Source organism: Actinomadura madurae (genome assembly GCF_047130825.1).
GTDB classification, from domain to species: domain Bacteria; phylum Actinomycetota; class Actinomycetes; order Streptosporangiales; family Streptosporangiaceae; genus Spirillospora; species Spirillospora madurae.
Genome location: NZ_CP083237.1, coordinates 14,447 through 28,925 on the forward strand (window position 1 = coordinate 14,447; position 14,479 = coordinate 28,925).

The 14,479-nt window shown below is 73.2% G+C and carries 11 protein-coding genes; 10 read left to right on the forward strand and 1 reads right to left on the reverse strand.

What is annotated here, in order from left to right:
- The first annotated feature begins 40 nt into the window (after window positions 1-40).
- Together K8Z49_RS00085 and K8Z49_RS00090 are read left to right on the forward strand one after the other, a co-directional pair.
- Window positions 41-718, forward strand: a complete 678-nt coding sequence (locus tag K8Z49_RS00085) for a GntR family transcriptional regulator (RefSeq protein ID WP_021592329.1) — start codon at window positions 41-43, stop codon at window positions 716-718.
- Window positions 711-1,703 (forward strand): C-terminal binding protein, encoded by a 993-nt coding sequence (locus K8Z49_RS00090; protein WP_412517277.1) that lies wholly within the window; start codon window positions 711-713, stop codon window positions 1,701-1,703. The genes K8Z49_RS00085 and K8Z49_RS00090 overlap by 8 nt, the downstream gene beginning before the upstream one ends.
- A 115-nt stretch (window positions 1,704-1,818) precedes the next feature.
- On the opposite strand, the gene K8Z49_RS00095 is transcribed toward K8Z49_RS00090, so the two are convergent.
- Window positions 1,819-2,415, reverse strand: a complete 597-nt coding sequence (locus K8Z49_RS00095) for a TetR/AcrR family transcriptional regulator (RefSeq protein ID WP_021592327.1) — start codon at window positions 2,413-2,415, stop codon at window positions 1,819-1,821.
- 277 nt (window positions 2,416-2,692) lie between these two features.
- Between K8Z49_RS00095 and K8Z49_RS00100 the strand changes: the two genes are divergently transcribed.
- From K8Z49_RS00100 to K8Z49_RS00135, 8 genes are all read left to right on the forward strand, one after another.
- Entirely contained in the window at window positions 2,693-5,467 is a 2,775-nt protein-coding gene (locus K8Z49_RS00100) for a family 78 glycoside hydrolase catalytic domain (RefSeq protein ID WP_412517278.1), read from the forward strand.
- The gene (locus K8Z49_RS00105; protein WP_412517280.1) at window positions 5,464-6,744 is read left to right on the forward strand and encodes an ABC transporter substrate-binding protein; all 1,281 of its coding nucleotides are present in this window, start codon (window positions 5,464-5,466) and stop codon (window positions 6,742-6,744) included. Before K8Z49_RS00100 ends, K8Z49_RS00105 begins: the two co-directional genes overlap by 4 nt.
- Window positions 6,723-7,658 carry a carbohydrate ABC transporter permease gene (locus K8Z49_RS00110; RefSeq protein ID WP_412517281.1) on the forward strand — a complete coding sequence of 312 codons (936 nt, stop codon included), beginning with the start codon at window positions 6,723-6,725 and terminating at the stop codon, window positions 7,656-7,658. The genes K8Z49_RS00105 and K8Z49_RS00110 overlap by 22 nt, the downstream gene beginning before the upstream one ends.
- Window positions 7,658-8,497: a carbohydrate ABC transporter permease gene (locus tag K8Z49_RS00115; protein ID WP_021592323.1), complete on the forward strand. Its 840-nt coding sequence runs from the start codon at window positions 7,658-7,660 to the stop codon at window positions 8,495-8,497. The genes K8Z49_RS00110 and K8Z49_RS00115 overlap by 1 nt, the downstream gene beginning before the upstream one ends.
- A gap of 13 nt (window positions 8,498-8,510) precedes the next feature.
- Window positions 8,511-10,802 carry a N,N-dimethylformamidase beta subunit family domain-containing protein gene (locus tag K8Z49_RS00120; RefSeq protein ID WP_412517282.1) on the forward strand — a complete coding sequence of 764 codons (2,292 nt, stop codon included), beginning with the start codon at window positions 8,511-8,513 and terminating at the stop codon, window positions 10,800-10,802.
- Entirely contained in the window at window positions 10,786-12,120 is a 1,335-nt protein-coding gene (locus K8Z49_RS00125; RefSeq protein WP_412517283.1) for a flavin monoamine oxidase family protein, read from the forward strand. The genes K8Z49_RS00120 and K8Z49_RS00125 overlap by 17 nt, the downstream gene beginning before the upstream one ends.
- Window positions 12,121-12,215: 95 nt before the next feature.
- On the forward strand, window positions 12,216-13,649 hold the full coding sequence (locus K8Z49_RS00130) for an amidase (RefSeq protein ID WP_075023268.1): 1,434 nt from the start codon (window positions 12,216-12,218) through the stop codon (window positions 13,647-13,649).
- A 27-nt stretch (window positions 13,650-13,676) separates the two neighbouring features.
- Entirely contained in the window at window positions 13,677-14,477 is an 801-nt protein-coding gene (locus K8Z49_RS00135) for an SDR family NAD(P)-dependent oxidoreductase (RefSeq protein WP_412517284.1), read from the forward strand.
- The last annotated feature ends 2 nt before the right edge of the window (window positions 14,478-14,479 follow it).

Below are 14,479 nucleotides of genomic sequence, written 5' to 3' on the forward strand. Positions count from 1 at the left end.
GAGCATGGTCAATGAACGCTAGATGCTATAGCGTTCCCTCATGGCGCTTGATCCCGTTTCCGACGACAGCCTGGCCGACCGGGTGGCCGGGCGGATCCGCGACGCGATCCACGAGGGCCGCTACCCGCCGGGCGAACGTCTGGTCGAGCGGAGGCTGGCCGCCGAGCTCGGCGTCAGCCACATCCCGATCCGCGAGGCACTGGCCCGGCTGACCGACGAGGGCCTGGTCGAACGCGCGCCCCGGCGCGGAGCCCGGGTCGCCACGCTCACTCCCAGGGAGCTGGAAGAGCTCTCCTCGCTGCGCACGGTGCTGGAGCGCTTCGTGGTCACGCGCGTTCAGGAGAGGCTGACCGCCGAGGAGGAGAAGAAGCTCCGGCGCATGGTCGCATCGATGCGGCGGGCCGCGGCCCGCGGCGACTACCGCCGGGTGCTCGACCTCGACCAGCGCTTCCATGAACGGCTGTGGGAACTTGCCGACCACCAGATGCTCGGGGAGGTCGTCACCGGCCTGCGGGGCCGGATCGGCGCGTTCCTCCGCGCCGCGACGGCGGCGTTGGAGCCCGAGGCCCTCGAACGGCACGCCGCCACTCACGACGAGCTGCTGGACGCGATCCTCAGCGGTGACGCCGAAGCCGGCTGCGCGGAGATGAGCCGCCACATCGAGCTGGCCACCGAACGGCTGCGCGGCACGCTGGGCCAGGCGGATCCGGATGACTGAGCCGCTGGTGGTCATCACCGACTCCGACCTGCCGGGCGACGAGCCGGAGCGGATCCTCGGGGCGGCCGGCCTGCGGGTGCGCCGCGCCTCCTGCCGCACGCCCGGGGAGGTCGCCGAGGCGGCCCGGGACGCGACGGCGCTGCTGGTGCAGTGGGCGCCGGTCACCGCGCCCGTGCTGGCCCGGCTGGACCGGCTGCGGTTCGTCAGCCGCCTCGGCATCGGCCACGACATGATCGACGTCGCCGCCGCCACGGCGCGGGGCGTCGCGGTGGCCAACACACCCGGCTACTGCGTCGAGGAGGTGGCGGCCCACACCATCGCCATGGTCATGGCGCTGGCCCGGCGGCTGCCCGTCCTCGACCGGGCGGTGCGGGACGGGCGCTGGTCGGCGACCGGAGACGGGGCCGGCGCGCTGCGCCCCTCGCGGGCCACCGTGGCCGTCATCGGCTTCGGCCGGATCGGCTCGCTCGCCGCCGCGCACGCCGCCGCCCTCGGCTTCCGCGTGGTGGTCCACGACCCGAACGTGGCGGCGGCGTCCGTCCGGGCGGCCGGTCATGCGCCCGCGGACCTGGACGGGGCGCTGGCCGCCGCCGACATCGTCACCCTGCACGTGCCGCTGACCGGCCGGACCCGGCATCTGCTGAACGGCGAGACCATCGCCCGGATGCGGCCCGGTGCGCTGATCGTGAACACCTGCCGGGGCGGGCTGATCGACGAGGCCGCGTTGGCCGGCGCGCTGGCGTCGGGCCATGTCGGCGCGGCGGCGCTCGACGTTTTCGAGGCCGAGCCGCTGCCCGCCGGGAGCCCGCTGCGCGGCGCGCCGGGCGTGCTGCTGACGCCGCACGCGGCCTGGTACTCGCCGGACTCCCTGGCGGATCTGCCGCGCCTCGCGGCCCGCCAGATCGCCGACTTCCTCCAGGGCAGGCCGGTTCCCTCGATCGTCAACCCCGGATACGCGGCCGTACGCGCGGGAGGCGAGGCGTGAGCGGAGAGCGCCGTCTCGCCGGGGCCGGTGAGCACGCCGATGACCGGCGCGCTCGCCCCGGCCATGCGCGCCGGGCTCGCCGCGTCCGTGCCGCTGGGCGGCTCGGGCGGGACGATCAGACGGGGAGGGCGAGCAGGACCAGTGCGTCGGCCAGCAGGTCGGCCTGGCGTTGGCAGGCGTCCCGGTCATGGGAGGCCGCGTACTCCAGGATCATGCCGTCGAAGCGGTGGGTGATGAACCTGGTGATCTCCTCGACCGTGATGGCGGGCGCGGTGGTGCCGGCCTTGACCGCGCGGTCGAGGTTCTGCTTGAGCAGGTCCGTGCCGAAGGCGTCGTACATCGAGTAGACGCTCTCGCCCTCGGCGGCCTGCCTGATCCGCCACATGCCCAGTTCGAGGAGGGCCAGCTGGAGCCCCAGATTCGCCTGGACCCACCGCCAGTAGGCGCTGACGCTGTCGCGGATCGTCGCCTCCAGGCCGCGGTCGGGGTCGACGTCGTCGAACGCCTCCCGCAGCATGGTCGCGCCTCGCTCCGCGACGACGTCGATCAGCTCGGCCTTGTTGCGGAAGCAGTAGTGCAGCGCCCCCAGCGGTGCCCCGGCCTGTTCGGCGATACGCCTGGTGGTGGCGCCCGCCAGCCCGTGTGACGCGATCACCACCACCGCGGCGTCGATGATGCTGCGGCGGCGTTCCTCGGCGGGCAGGTAGGCCATCTGGAGCTCCCGGGGCTGGATGCGCCGCGCCGGCGGGGCGCGGCCGCGTGAACAGGTCGCTTGACCAAGTGTAGCGCGGGGTGTCGCCGAATCCGCCCTCGCGTCCCTGTTGACACAGGTGACGGGGGTGCGGATACTCGGTGAACAGTCTTGGTCATACGTCCAGGTCATATATCCAGGTCGTATGAACAGAACGTCGTCCGGCCCGCGACTCCGGCCCGGCGGCCGCCGGCCGCCACGCCGGACGCACCTCCGCGACCCAGATCGGAGCCTGCCGATGTCCCTTCACCGCGACGAACCGCCGGCGGCGCCCCCGCGCGCCGGTCGGCTGCGATGCGAACACCTGGACGACCCGCTCGGCATCGACATCGCCGCCCCGGCGTTCGGCTGGACGCCCAGCGGGCCCCAGCGGGCCTGCCAGGTGCTGGTCGCCACGGACCCGGACCTGCCGGCCCGAGGCATCGGGGACGCATGGGACTCCGGACGCGTCGAGACCGGCGAGGTGAACGGCGTGGCCTACCGGGGCGCCCCGCTCGCGTCCCGGCGGCGCTACTGGTGGACTGTCCGGCTCTGGGGCGACGGTGAGGAACCCGGCCCGTTCGCCTCGGCGGCGAGCTTCGAGACCGGCCTGCTCGACCCGGCCGACTGGGAGGCCGTGTGGATCTGCGGCGGCGAGGACGTCCCCTCTCCTCTGCTGCGCACCGAGTTCGACGTGCCGGGGGAGGTTCGGCAGGCCCGTGCCTACGTCGCCGCACTCGGTCACTACGAGCTCCGGCTGAACGGCGAGCGCGTCGGCGACCGGGTGCTCGACCCGGCGAACACCACCTACGACCACGACCCCGACCTGTACGACGGCGACGGCAAACCCGCGCGCATCCCGAGTCCGCGGGTGCTCTACTCCGTCCACGACATCACCGGCCTGCTCAAGCCCGAGACGAATGCGACCGGGCTGATGCTCGGGCACGGCTGGTACAGCGCCGAGGAGGACATCGGTCCCGGCCCGATGCCGCGCACGCCCTACGGCGACCGCCCGCGGGCCCTGCTCCAGATCGAGATCGAGACGGCGGACGGCCGCCGATCGGTCGTCGCCACCGGCGAGGGCTGGCGGACGGGGCCCGGCCCCATCGCCTACAACGACTACGGCCACGGCGAGTACTACGACGCCCGGCGCGAGACCCCGGGCTGGGACGCGCCCGGGTTCGACGCCGGCGCCTGGTCCCCGGCCACCGCCGCCGACCCGCCCGAGGCCCGGCTCGCCGCCCAGCTCGTCCAGCCGGTCCGCGTGATCGAGACGCTCGCGCCGGTGCGCGTGCCGGCGGGCCGGGACGGTGCCTCGATCGTCGACTTCGGCCAGCACTTCTCCGGCTGGACCCGCATCAGGGTGTCCGGCCCGGCCGGCTCCGAAGTCGTCCTGCGGCATTTCGGGGAGCTCGGCGACGACGGTGAGCCGGACGACGACGCCAACATGAACGCCTGGCTCCCCGCGCGCCAGACCGACACCTACGTCCTGAAGGGCGAGGGCGAGGAGGTCTGGGAGCCCCGGTTCACCCTGCACGGCTTCCGGTACGTCGAGATCACCACGCCGGGGCCCGAAACGGCGGTGATCGAGGTCGAGGGGCGGGTCGTCCACTCCGACCTGCCGGGCACCGGCGAGTTCTCCTGCTCCGACCCGCTGCTGAACCGGATCCACCGCAACGTGCTGTGGACGCTGCGCACCAGTTTCCAGGGTTTCCCGCAGGACGCCGCCGAACGCTACGAGCGGGTCGGCTGGGTCGGCGACCCGGGCTGGGCGGTCGAGGACTACCTGTACGACTTCGACGCGGCCCGGTTCTGGCTCAAGTGGCTCGACGACCTGGCCGACGCCCAGCTCCCGGACGGCCGCTTCCCGCTGGTCTGCCCGATCCACTGGCGAGGCAAGATCGCCATGGAGGCGCCCGAGGGCTACGACGTCCCCGACGACTTCGAGCACGTCATGTACTGGCCGTACGGGGCCCAGCCCGACTTCGCCATGACGTCGTACCCGAGCATCGCCTGGAACCTGTACCGCTTCTACGGCGACCGCACCATCCTCGAACGGCACTACCCGGGGATGCGGCGCGGCGTGGAGTTCCTCCGGTCACGCTCGGACGGCCTCATCCTCACCGAGGGGCTCGGCGACCACATGGAGCCGCAGCCGGACGGCACGTGCAGCGTCTTCCCCAAGCGCACGCCGGTCGAGCTGACCTCCACGGCCTGGTTCTTCGCCGTCACCTCGATGACCGCCCGCGCGGCCGAGGCGATCGGGGAGAGCGCCGACGCCGCCCGCTACCGGGAACTGGCCGGGGACATCCGCCGTGCCTTCAACGAGCGGTTCTTCGACGAAGCCACGGCGAGCTACGCCACCGGGTCGCAGACCTCCCGCGCCATGCCGCTGTGGTTCGGTCTGGTCCCCGCCGAGCACCGGGACCGCGCGCTGGCCGGGCTGGTCGAGGAGATCGGGCGCGATGGCGGCCACCTGTCCACCGGGACGATGGGCACCGCCGCGCTGCAGCACGTGCTGACCGGCGAGCCGGCGGACGTGATGTACGGGATCGCCACCCGGACCACCTTCCCCAGCTGGGGCGACCAGGTGGCACGCGGCGCGACCACCGTCTGGGAGACCTGGGGCGGCGACCCCACGTTCAGCCGCAACATGAAGCTGCTGGCGATGATCGGGACGTTCCTCTACAACGACGTCGCCGGGCTGACCCCGGCGGCTCCGGGCTGGCGGCGCATCCTCGTCCGGCCCAGCCTCACCCACCGCCTCGCCCACGCCGGCGCCCGCGTGCGCACCGTCCGGGGGGACGCGGCGATCGACTGGCGGGCCGGCGCGGACGGGCTCCACGTGACGCTCACGGTCCCCCCGTCCGCCGAGGCGGAGGTCCGGCTGCCCTGCGGCGGTCTCGACGCCCCCCGGCTCACCGGGGACGGCGTCCCCGCGACCGGCCCGCGGCGCGACGGCGACGAGCTCGTCCTGACCGTGGGCGGCGGCACCCACCGGCTCCACCTCACCTCGGAAGGAACACGGTCATGACGAGATCGGACGGTGTGCTGGTGCCCCTGGCCCTGTCGGCGTCGCTGCTCCTGGCGGCCGGCTGCGGGGGTGCCGGGGCCGGGACCGGCCGCGACGGCGAACTCGTCGTCGCCGCCTGGGACACCGGCCAGGGCAAGGATCCCCTCGACACGGCCGCCGCCGAGTTCGAGAAGGCCAACGCGGGCGTCAAGGTCACCGTGAAGAAGACCCCGTACGTCCAGTACTCGGAGACCCTGCGCAGGCAGCTCAGCGGCAACCAGGTGCCGGACGTGGCGCGGATGCTCCTCGGTTACGGCGACGCCGGCAACGTGCTCGTGCTCGCGGACAAGGGACTGGTGGCCGATCTCGGCGGGGCGCCGTGGACGAACCTGGTCACCGGTCCGGGTGCGGCGGTGTCCAAGAAGGGGGACAAGATCTACGCGCTGCCGGTCGACGCGACCTCCATCGGCGTGTTCCACAACCCGGAGACCTTCGAGAAGCGGGACCTGCGGGTCCCCAAGACGTTCCGGGACGTGCTCGCGATCTGCCGCGAGACCGCGGGAAGCGGCACGGCGGCGTTCGCCTTCGGCGCCCAGCAGGGGTCCGCCATGGCGCGCTGGGCGGTCTTCGCGCTCGCCGCGTCGACCGTCTTCGCCGACAACCCCCGGGCGGGGGAGCAGCGCCTGAAGGGCGAGATCACGTTCGCCGGCACGCCGGGCTGGCGGCAGGCGATCGAACGGTTCGCGACCATGAAGGACGAGGGCTGCTTCGACAGGAACGCCACCGGTGTCTCCCAGGACGCCGCCGCCCGTTCCCTCGGCCAGGGCAAGGCGCTCATGGCGATCGCGCCGACGGCGACGATGCCGCTGTTCGCGGCCGGCGACCCGAAGGCGCGCCTGGCGATGTTCGCCTTCGCGGGCGGCGACGATCCGTCCGCGGTGCGCGTGCCGTCGGCCCCCGTCAGCGGCCTGGCCGTCCCGAAGAAGGCCGCGAACCGCGAACTCGCCCGCAGGTTCCTCGACTTCTACGCCGAGAACCGGGTCAGGTACAGCGAGATCGACGACAGCGTCCCCGGCATACCGGCGGGCAAGGACGATCCGGGCGTGCCGGACTACGGCACCGCGCTCACCCCCTACCTCACCGCGGGCAGGACCGCCCCGATCATGGACCAGAACTGGCCGAACCCGGAGGTCGGGACACGCCTGGACAGCGGCATCACCAAGCTGCTCCTCGGCCAGGAGAGCCCCGAGGGAGTCCTCAAGGGAATGGACTCGGCGTGGACGCCCACGGCGCCCTGAGGGCCGGGCACCGGGCGCGCCTTGCCCGGCGGGGTGCGGGCCTCCGCGGACGGCGCGCCGCCCGCCGGGTGCCCCTGCTGTTCCTCGTGCCGTCCACCCTGCTCTGCTCCGGGCTGCTGCTCGGACCGTCGCTGGTCGGCGCGGGCTACGCGTTCACGGACTGGGACGGCCTGACGCCACCCGCCTGGGTCGGGCTCGGGAACTTCCGCGAGTTCCTGACCGAGCCGGAGGGGCGGGGCGTGCTGCTCCACACCGTGGTGCTGACCGTTCTCTACGTGACAGGGGTCAACGCCGTGGGGCTGGGCCTGGCACTCGGGCTGTCCCGCTCGCTCAGGACGCGGAACGCGCTGCGGACCCTGTTCTTCCTCCCGGCGGTCGTGAGCCCGCTCGTGGTCGCCTATGTGTGGAAGTACGTCCTGGACGCCGCCGGCCCGCTCAACGAGGCGCTCCGGGCGGGCGGCCTCGGTGCCGCCGCGCATCCCTGGCTGGGCAGCCCCTCGACCGCGCTGCCGATGGTCGTCCTGGTGATGGTGTGGCAGTTCTCCGGCTTCCACATGCTGATCTACCTGGCCGGTCTCCAGGGTGTCCAGACCGAGGTGCTGGAGGCGGCGGCGGTGGACGGCGCCGGGGCCTGGCGGAGCTTCCGCCACGTCACGCTGCCGCTGCTGCTTCCCTCGGTCACGGTGGGCACGGTCCTGTCGACGATTCTCGCGTTCATGGCGTTCGACCAGGTGATGGCCCTCACCGGCGGCGGGCCGTCCGGAGCCAGCGAGACGCTCGGCACCCACGTCTACAAGCAGGCTTTCGTGACCGGCCGGTACGGCTACAGCGCGGCGGTCGCCCTGCTGCTGGTCGCCCTGGTGTTCGCCGTCTGCTTCGTCCAGGTCCGCCTGCTGCGCTCCAGGAGCCGGTGATGCACGGATACACGCGATGGACGGCGTTCCGGGAGGCCGGCCTGTGGATCGCGGCGGTCCCCGTGCTGGCGCCGGTCTACTTCGTCGTGGCGACGGCGTTCAAGACGCCCGGGGAGGCGGCCGGCTCGTCGTTCGCGCCGCCGTCGAGCCCGACGACCGCCAACCTGGCCCAGGCATGGGAGCAGGCGGGCGGGGGCACGGTCTCGTTCGGCCAGGCGCTGTTCAACAGCGTCCTGACGACGGCGGTCGTGGTGCTGCTGCTGGTGCTCACCGCCGCGCCCGCCGGCTACGCGCTGGCCCGCCGGACGTCCCGGCTGTCCGGACTGCTGTCGGGGCTGTTCATACTCGCGATGATCATGCCGATCCAGCTCGGCGTCATCCCGCTCTACGTGTTCCTCGTGGACACGGGGCTGGCCGGCACGCGCGCCGGCCTGATCCTGGTCTATCTGGGCCTGCAGACGCCGCTGGCCGTCTTCCTGTACGCCGGGTTCATCCGGGGGTTGCCGGCGGCTTACGAGGAGGCCGCCCGGGTGGACGGTGCCTCCTCCCTGCTGATCCTGGTGCGGATCGTCTTCCCACTGGTCCGTCCGGCCACCGGGGTCGTGGCGGCGCTGACCGGCCTGTTCGTCTGGAACGACTTCTTCGTCGCGCTGGTGGTCGTGGGCGGCACCGACCGGGTGACGCTCCCCGTGGCGGTCTACTCCCTGGTCGGCAGGTTCTCCGCCGACTGGCCGCTGATCTTCGCCAGCACGCTGATCGCGCTCGCGCCGGTGCTGGCCGGCTACGCGTTCGCGCAGCGCGCGGTCATGAAGGGCTACGTCAGCACCCTGCGCGGGTGAGGAGAGGAACGGCATGTCCGAAGAGGTGAGGGACCGCATCACCTTCGACGGTGAGCTGCGCGGCGCGGAGATCGTCGGGTACAGCGACCCCATGACCGCCGCCCCGGGCGAGACCGTGGCCTTCAAGGTCAGCTGCACCGCCCCGAGGTTCCGGTTCGACCTGGTCCGGCTCCTGCACGGCGACGAGAATCCCGCCGGCCCCGGCTTCCTGGAGGAGGAGGTGGAGTGCCCGGCCGCCGCCGAGTACCCGGGCCGGGAACAGCCGCTGGACTTCGGGTCGTACGTCGAGGTCGCCGACCATCCCCTGCTGCGGTTGAGCGACGCCGTCACGCTCCACGCCTGGGTGTTTCCGACGCAGCCCGGCAAAGGCGTCCAGGGCATCCTGACCAAATGGGACGGTGCTCGGGGGTACGGGCTCTTCCTCGGTGCGGGCGGCGACGTCCAGTTCTGGGCCGGTGACGGCGAGACCGTCGTGCGCGCCGGCACCGGGCGGCCGCTGCGAGCCGGCCGGTGGTACCTGGTCTCGGCGTCCTATGACTCCCGTACCGGCCGGGTCCGGGTGAGCCAGACCGCGCTGGTGCGGTGGCCGGACGACGGTTCCACGACCGCGGCCGAACACCCGGTGGCGACGGTGGCGCCGAGCCGGGCGCGCCTGATCATCGCGGGTCACGACGCGGGCGCCCGGGTCGCGGCGGTCTTCAACGGCAAGATCGACGCACCACGGCTCTACGGCGTCCCGCTCGCCGCCGAGGCGATCGAGGCGTCGGCGCGCGCCGGCGGCTCCGGAGCGCGTGCGGACGGCCTCGTCGCCGCGTGGGACTTCTCGCCGCGGCCCGGCACGCGGGACGTGATCGACCTGTCCCCGAACCAGTTCCACGGCCGGACGGTGAACACGCCCGCCCGGGCGATGACCGGGTGGAACTGGACGGGCCGGGAGACGGCCTTCCACCGCGCCCCCGAGGAGTACGGCGCGATCCACTTCCACGACGACGACCTCACCGACGCGGGCTGGGAGACCGATGTCGAACTCGTGGTGCCGCCGGACCTGCCGAGCGGTGTCTACGCCGCCCGGCTGCGGACGTCCACCGCCGAGGACCACGTTCCGTTCTTCGTCCGCCCGAGGCCGGGCACGGCGGATTCCGAGATCGCCTACCTCGTCCCCACCACGACCTATCTCGCCTACGCCAACCTCGCGGCCACCCAGTTCTGGGAGGACCGGGGCGAGCCGCTGAGGCCGGGCGAGCTCGAGATGAGGCTGCTCAGCCTGTACGACGTCCACGACGACGGCAGCGGGACGTGCTACTCGTCGCGGCTGCGGCCGAACCTCACGATGCGGCCGAAGGTGCGGCTCAAGTTCCCCGACGTCCCGGGACGATGGCAGGACGTCCCCAGCTATCCGCACCTGCTCCCGGCCGATCTGCACCTGACGCACTGGCTCGGCCACAAGGGGCACAGGACCGACGTCCTCACCGACGAGATCCTGCACCGCGAGGGCGCGAGACTCCTGTCGCCCTACAAGGTCGTCATCGTCGGCACGCACCCCGAGTACTGGTCGGAACGGATGCTCGACGCCCTGGAGGCGTATCTGAGGGCCGGCGGACGGGTCATGTACCTCGGGGGCAACGGGTTCTACTGGGTCACGTCGTACTCGCCGGAGGAGCCCCACGTCATCGAGGTCCGCCGCACCGCGGGAGCCCGTGCGTGGGCGGCGGGTCCCGGCGAGGGGCACCACAGCACGACCGGTGAGCCGGGCGGGATCTGGCGGCACCGCGGGCGCCCGCCGCAGCGGCTCGTGGGAGTGGGGTTCACGGCCGCCGGCTACGACCGTGCGGCGCCCTACCGCCGCAGTGCCCGGAGTCGCGACCCCGGCGTGGCGTTCGTCTTCGAAGGGATCGACGACGATCACGATCTGATCGGAGACCACCCGTCCCTCGTGCAGGAGCACGGTGCCGCCGGATACGAACTCGATCGGGCGGACATCGCCCTGGGCACCCCCGATGGCGCGGTCGTGCTGGCCTCGTCGTCGCCTTCGGACCACTCCTCGTCCTACGAGACGGACCCCGCGGACATCCCGGTCGGTGCCACCGACTGGCCGGTCAAGGCCGATCTGGTGCTGGTGCCCTATCCGAACGGGGGCGCCGTCTTCTCGACGGGCTCCATCGCGTGGTGCGGCGCCCTCGCCCACGACGGCTACGACAACGACATCTCCCGCATCACCGACAACGTGCTCAGGGCCTTCGTTTCCGGCAGGCCCCTGAGCGGGTCCGATCACGACACCCTTCGTGGAGGTGGACGATCTGAGTAGGGACGAGACGGCCGACGTGGCCGTCATAGGGGCGGGGCTGGCGGGGCTGGTGGCCGCCCGCGACCTGCGGCGCGCGGGGCTGCGCCCGCTGGTCATCGAGGCGCGCGACCGGGTGGGCGGCCGGACCTGGACCCGCCCGGCCCCGGGCGGCGCCGTGGAGGCGGGCGGGCAGTTCATCGGGCCCACGCAGGACCGCCTGGCGGTCCTGGCCGGCGATCTCGGCGTGGCCACGTTCGCCACCTACCACGTGGGGAGGACGCGGATCGACCTGGCGGGCGGCCGGCTCGCGTACAAGCGCGCCGAGCGGCTCCTCGCCGAGCTGGAACGGATGGCGTCGGAGCTGCCGCCGGACGCGCCCTGGACGGCGGTGCACGCCGTCGAATGGGACGCGCCGACCTTCGAGGACTGGCTCCGGGACAGCGGGGAGCCGGACGCGTACGGCGTCATGCGCATGCTGATCACGGCGGTCTTCGCGGCCGAGCCGGCCGAGCTCTCGCTGCTGCACGTCCTGGCCTACATCCGGTCGGCCGGTTCGGTGGACCTGCTGACGGAGGTGGCCGGCGGCGCGCAGGAACGCAGGTTCGCGGGCGGCGCGCAAGAACTCGCGGTACGGCTGGCCGGCGTGCTGGGCGCCCGCGCCGTGCGCCTGGCCGCCCCGGCGGACCGTGTCCGGCAGACGCCGGACGGCGTGGAGGTGTCCGCCCGGGACCTCACGGTGCGGGCCCGCCGCGCGATCGTGGCCGTCCCGCCCGTGCTCGGCGGCCGGATCGAGTACGACCCGCCCTTGCCGGCCGCGCGCGCCGAACTCCAGCGGCGGATGACGCCGGGATCGACGATCAAGATCAGCTGCCTCTACGACGCCCCGTTCTGGCGGGACGAGGGACTGAACGGCGGCCTGATGCGCGACCGGGGCCCCGTCACGGTCACGTTCGACAACTCGCCCCCCGACGGGGCTCACGGAGTGCTCGTGGCCTTCTCGCAGGGAGACGACGCGAGGGCCCTGGCCCGGCTGCCCTCCGGGGCGCGCCGCGAGGCGGTGCTGGAGGTCCTGGGCCGGTACTTCGGCGAACGCGCGGTGCGTCCGTCGGGGTACGTGGAGACCGACTGGACGAGCGAGCCGTGGACGCGGGGCTGCTTCGGCGGCAACTTCGGGCCGGGCGGGTGGACGCGGTACGGCCCGCATCTGCGCGAGCCGGTCGGCCGCGTCCACTGGGCGGGGGCCGAGACGTCCGCGGTCTGGATGAACTACATGGAGGGGGCGGTGCGGTCCGGGGAGCGGGCCGCGGCCGAGGTCATCGCCGCCCTCGGCGCCTCTTGACAGCCGAGGGGCGGCGCCCGATGCTGAATTTGTACATATGACCAGGTCACTTGAACATAGCTCGGAGCACTTCAGATCGGTCACGGGAGGGCCTCATGCCTGACGCATTCATCGACGCAACCGGCCTAGCAGAACTCGTTCGCCGGAACGAGATCACCCCGGGCGAGCTGGTCGAGGAGACGCTCGACCGCATCGGCAAGGTCGACCCGCAGCTCAACTCCGTCGTCGTCACGCTCGCCGGCAAGGCGCGCGCGGAGGCCGCGGACGCCCCTGACGGGCCCTTCCGCGGCGTTCCGTACCTCCTCAAGGAGGTCATGCCGTCCAAAGGCGACATCTACGCCGCGGGCATCAAGGGCGTCATCGCGGCCGGGCTGCGCGCCGACCACGACACCTACCTCGTCCAGGCGATGCGCGCCGCCGGGTTCGTGCTGGCCGGGCGCTCCAACACCTCCGAGATGGCCCTGGTCGCCACCACCGAGTCCGCGGGCTGGGGCACATGCCGCAATCCGTGGGACACCTCCCGCTCCACCGGCGGATCCAGCGGCGGCGCCGCGGCCGCGGTCGCGGCCGGCCTGGTCCCGGTCGCCCACGGCAGCGACGGCGGCGGGTCCGTCCGGGAGCCCGCGGCCAAGTGCGGGATCGTCGGGATCAAGCCCACCCGGGGCCGGATCTCGCAGGGCCCCCAGGTGATCGACTCCGACAACGTGTCCGGCATGGCGCACGAGGGATGGATGACCCGGAGCGTCCGGGACTGCGCCGCGCTGCTGGACGTCACCGGCGGCCACCGGCCCGGCGACGCCTTCGGCGCGTGGTCGCCGCCCGGCCCGTTCGCCGGGGAGGTCGGCGCCGACCCGGGGCGGCTCCGCATCGGCGTGCTCACCGAGGACCCCACCGGGCAGACCGCGGTCGACCCCGAATGCGCCGCCGCGGCCCGCGCCGCCGCCGACGTCCTCGCCGGGCTCGGCCACGACGTGCGCGACGGATACCCCGAGGTGCTCCGCCAGGGCAGCTGGCCGATGGAGTTCATGCCGTGCGTCGGCGTGGTGGTGCTCCGCGAGATCGAGCGCTTCGGCCGCCTGGTCGGCCGGCCGCTCACCGAGGACGACATGGAGCCGCAGACCTGGGCCTACACCGAGGTCGGCCGCACCGTCACGGGCGTCCAGTACGCCGCCGGAGTCGACGCGCTCCGCGAGCGGGGTCGCGAGATCGAGCGGTGGTGGGAGGACGACGGGTGGGACCTGCTGCTGACCCCCACGCTCACCGGCCAGACGCCGCCGCTCGGCCTGTTCAACCCCACGAAGGAGGACCCGTTCTCCAGCCTCGGCATGGAGGCGAGCACCTTCACCGTCCCGTTCAACGTCAGCGGGCAGCCCGCCATCTCCCTGCCCCTGCACTGGGCCGCCGACGGGATGCCCGTCGGCGTGCAGCTCGGTGCCGCGCACGGCCGCGAGGACGTGCTGATCCGGGTCGCGTCCCAGCTGGAGGCCGCGATGCCGTGGGCCGGCCGCATCCCTGCGGTGCACGCCTGACCTCCGCCCCCCGAAAGGACCGAACCCATGGGACGACTCGACGACAAGGTGCTGCTGGTGATCGGCGGCGGCTCGGACGGGCCGCCGCGCGACCGCGAGCGGCTGCCGATCGGCAACGGCCGGGCCGCCGCGCTGGCCTCTGCCGCGGAGGGCGCCGCCGTCATGGTCGCCGACCTGCGCGCCGACGCCGCCGAGGCGACGGCCGAGGAGATCAGGAACGCCGGTGGCAGGGCCAGGGCCGTCGCCTGCGACGTGGCCGACCCGGAGCAGTGCGCGGCCGCGGTCGCGGCGGCGGTCGAGGCGTTCGGCGCCCTGCACCTGCTGGTCAACAACGTGGGCATCGCCGACGCGGGCGGCGTGGCCGACACCGACGCGGACACCTTCGATCGGATCATGCGGGTCAACGTGCGCGGCCACCTGCTCACCGTCCGGCACGCCCTGCCTGAGATGGCCGATGCGGGCGGCGGGGCCGTGGTGAACATGTCCTCGCTGAACGCCTACCGCACCGGCGGCGCCGGGATCTCCTACGACACCAGCAAGGCGGCGCTGCTTGGCCTGTCCCGGCACGCCGCCGCCACCGCGGCGCCCATGAACGTCCGGGTCAACACCGTCCTCCCGGGCGTCATCGACTCGACGATGCTGCGCCGGGCGCTCGCGGGGATCCCCGCCGAGCATGTGCCGGACCTGACGGGCGGCATCCCCATGGGCAGGGTCGGCACCCCGTGGGAGGTCGCTCGCTGCGTGGTCTTCCTGCTCTCCGACGAGGCGTCCTACGTGACCGGCGCCGAGCTCGTCGTCGACGGCGGCCTCAACATCGCGATGTTCTGAAC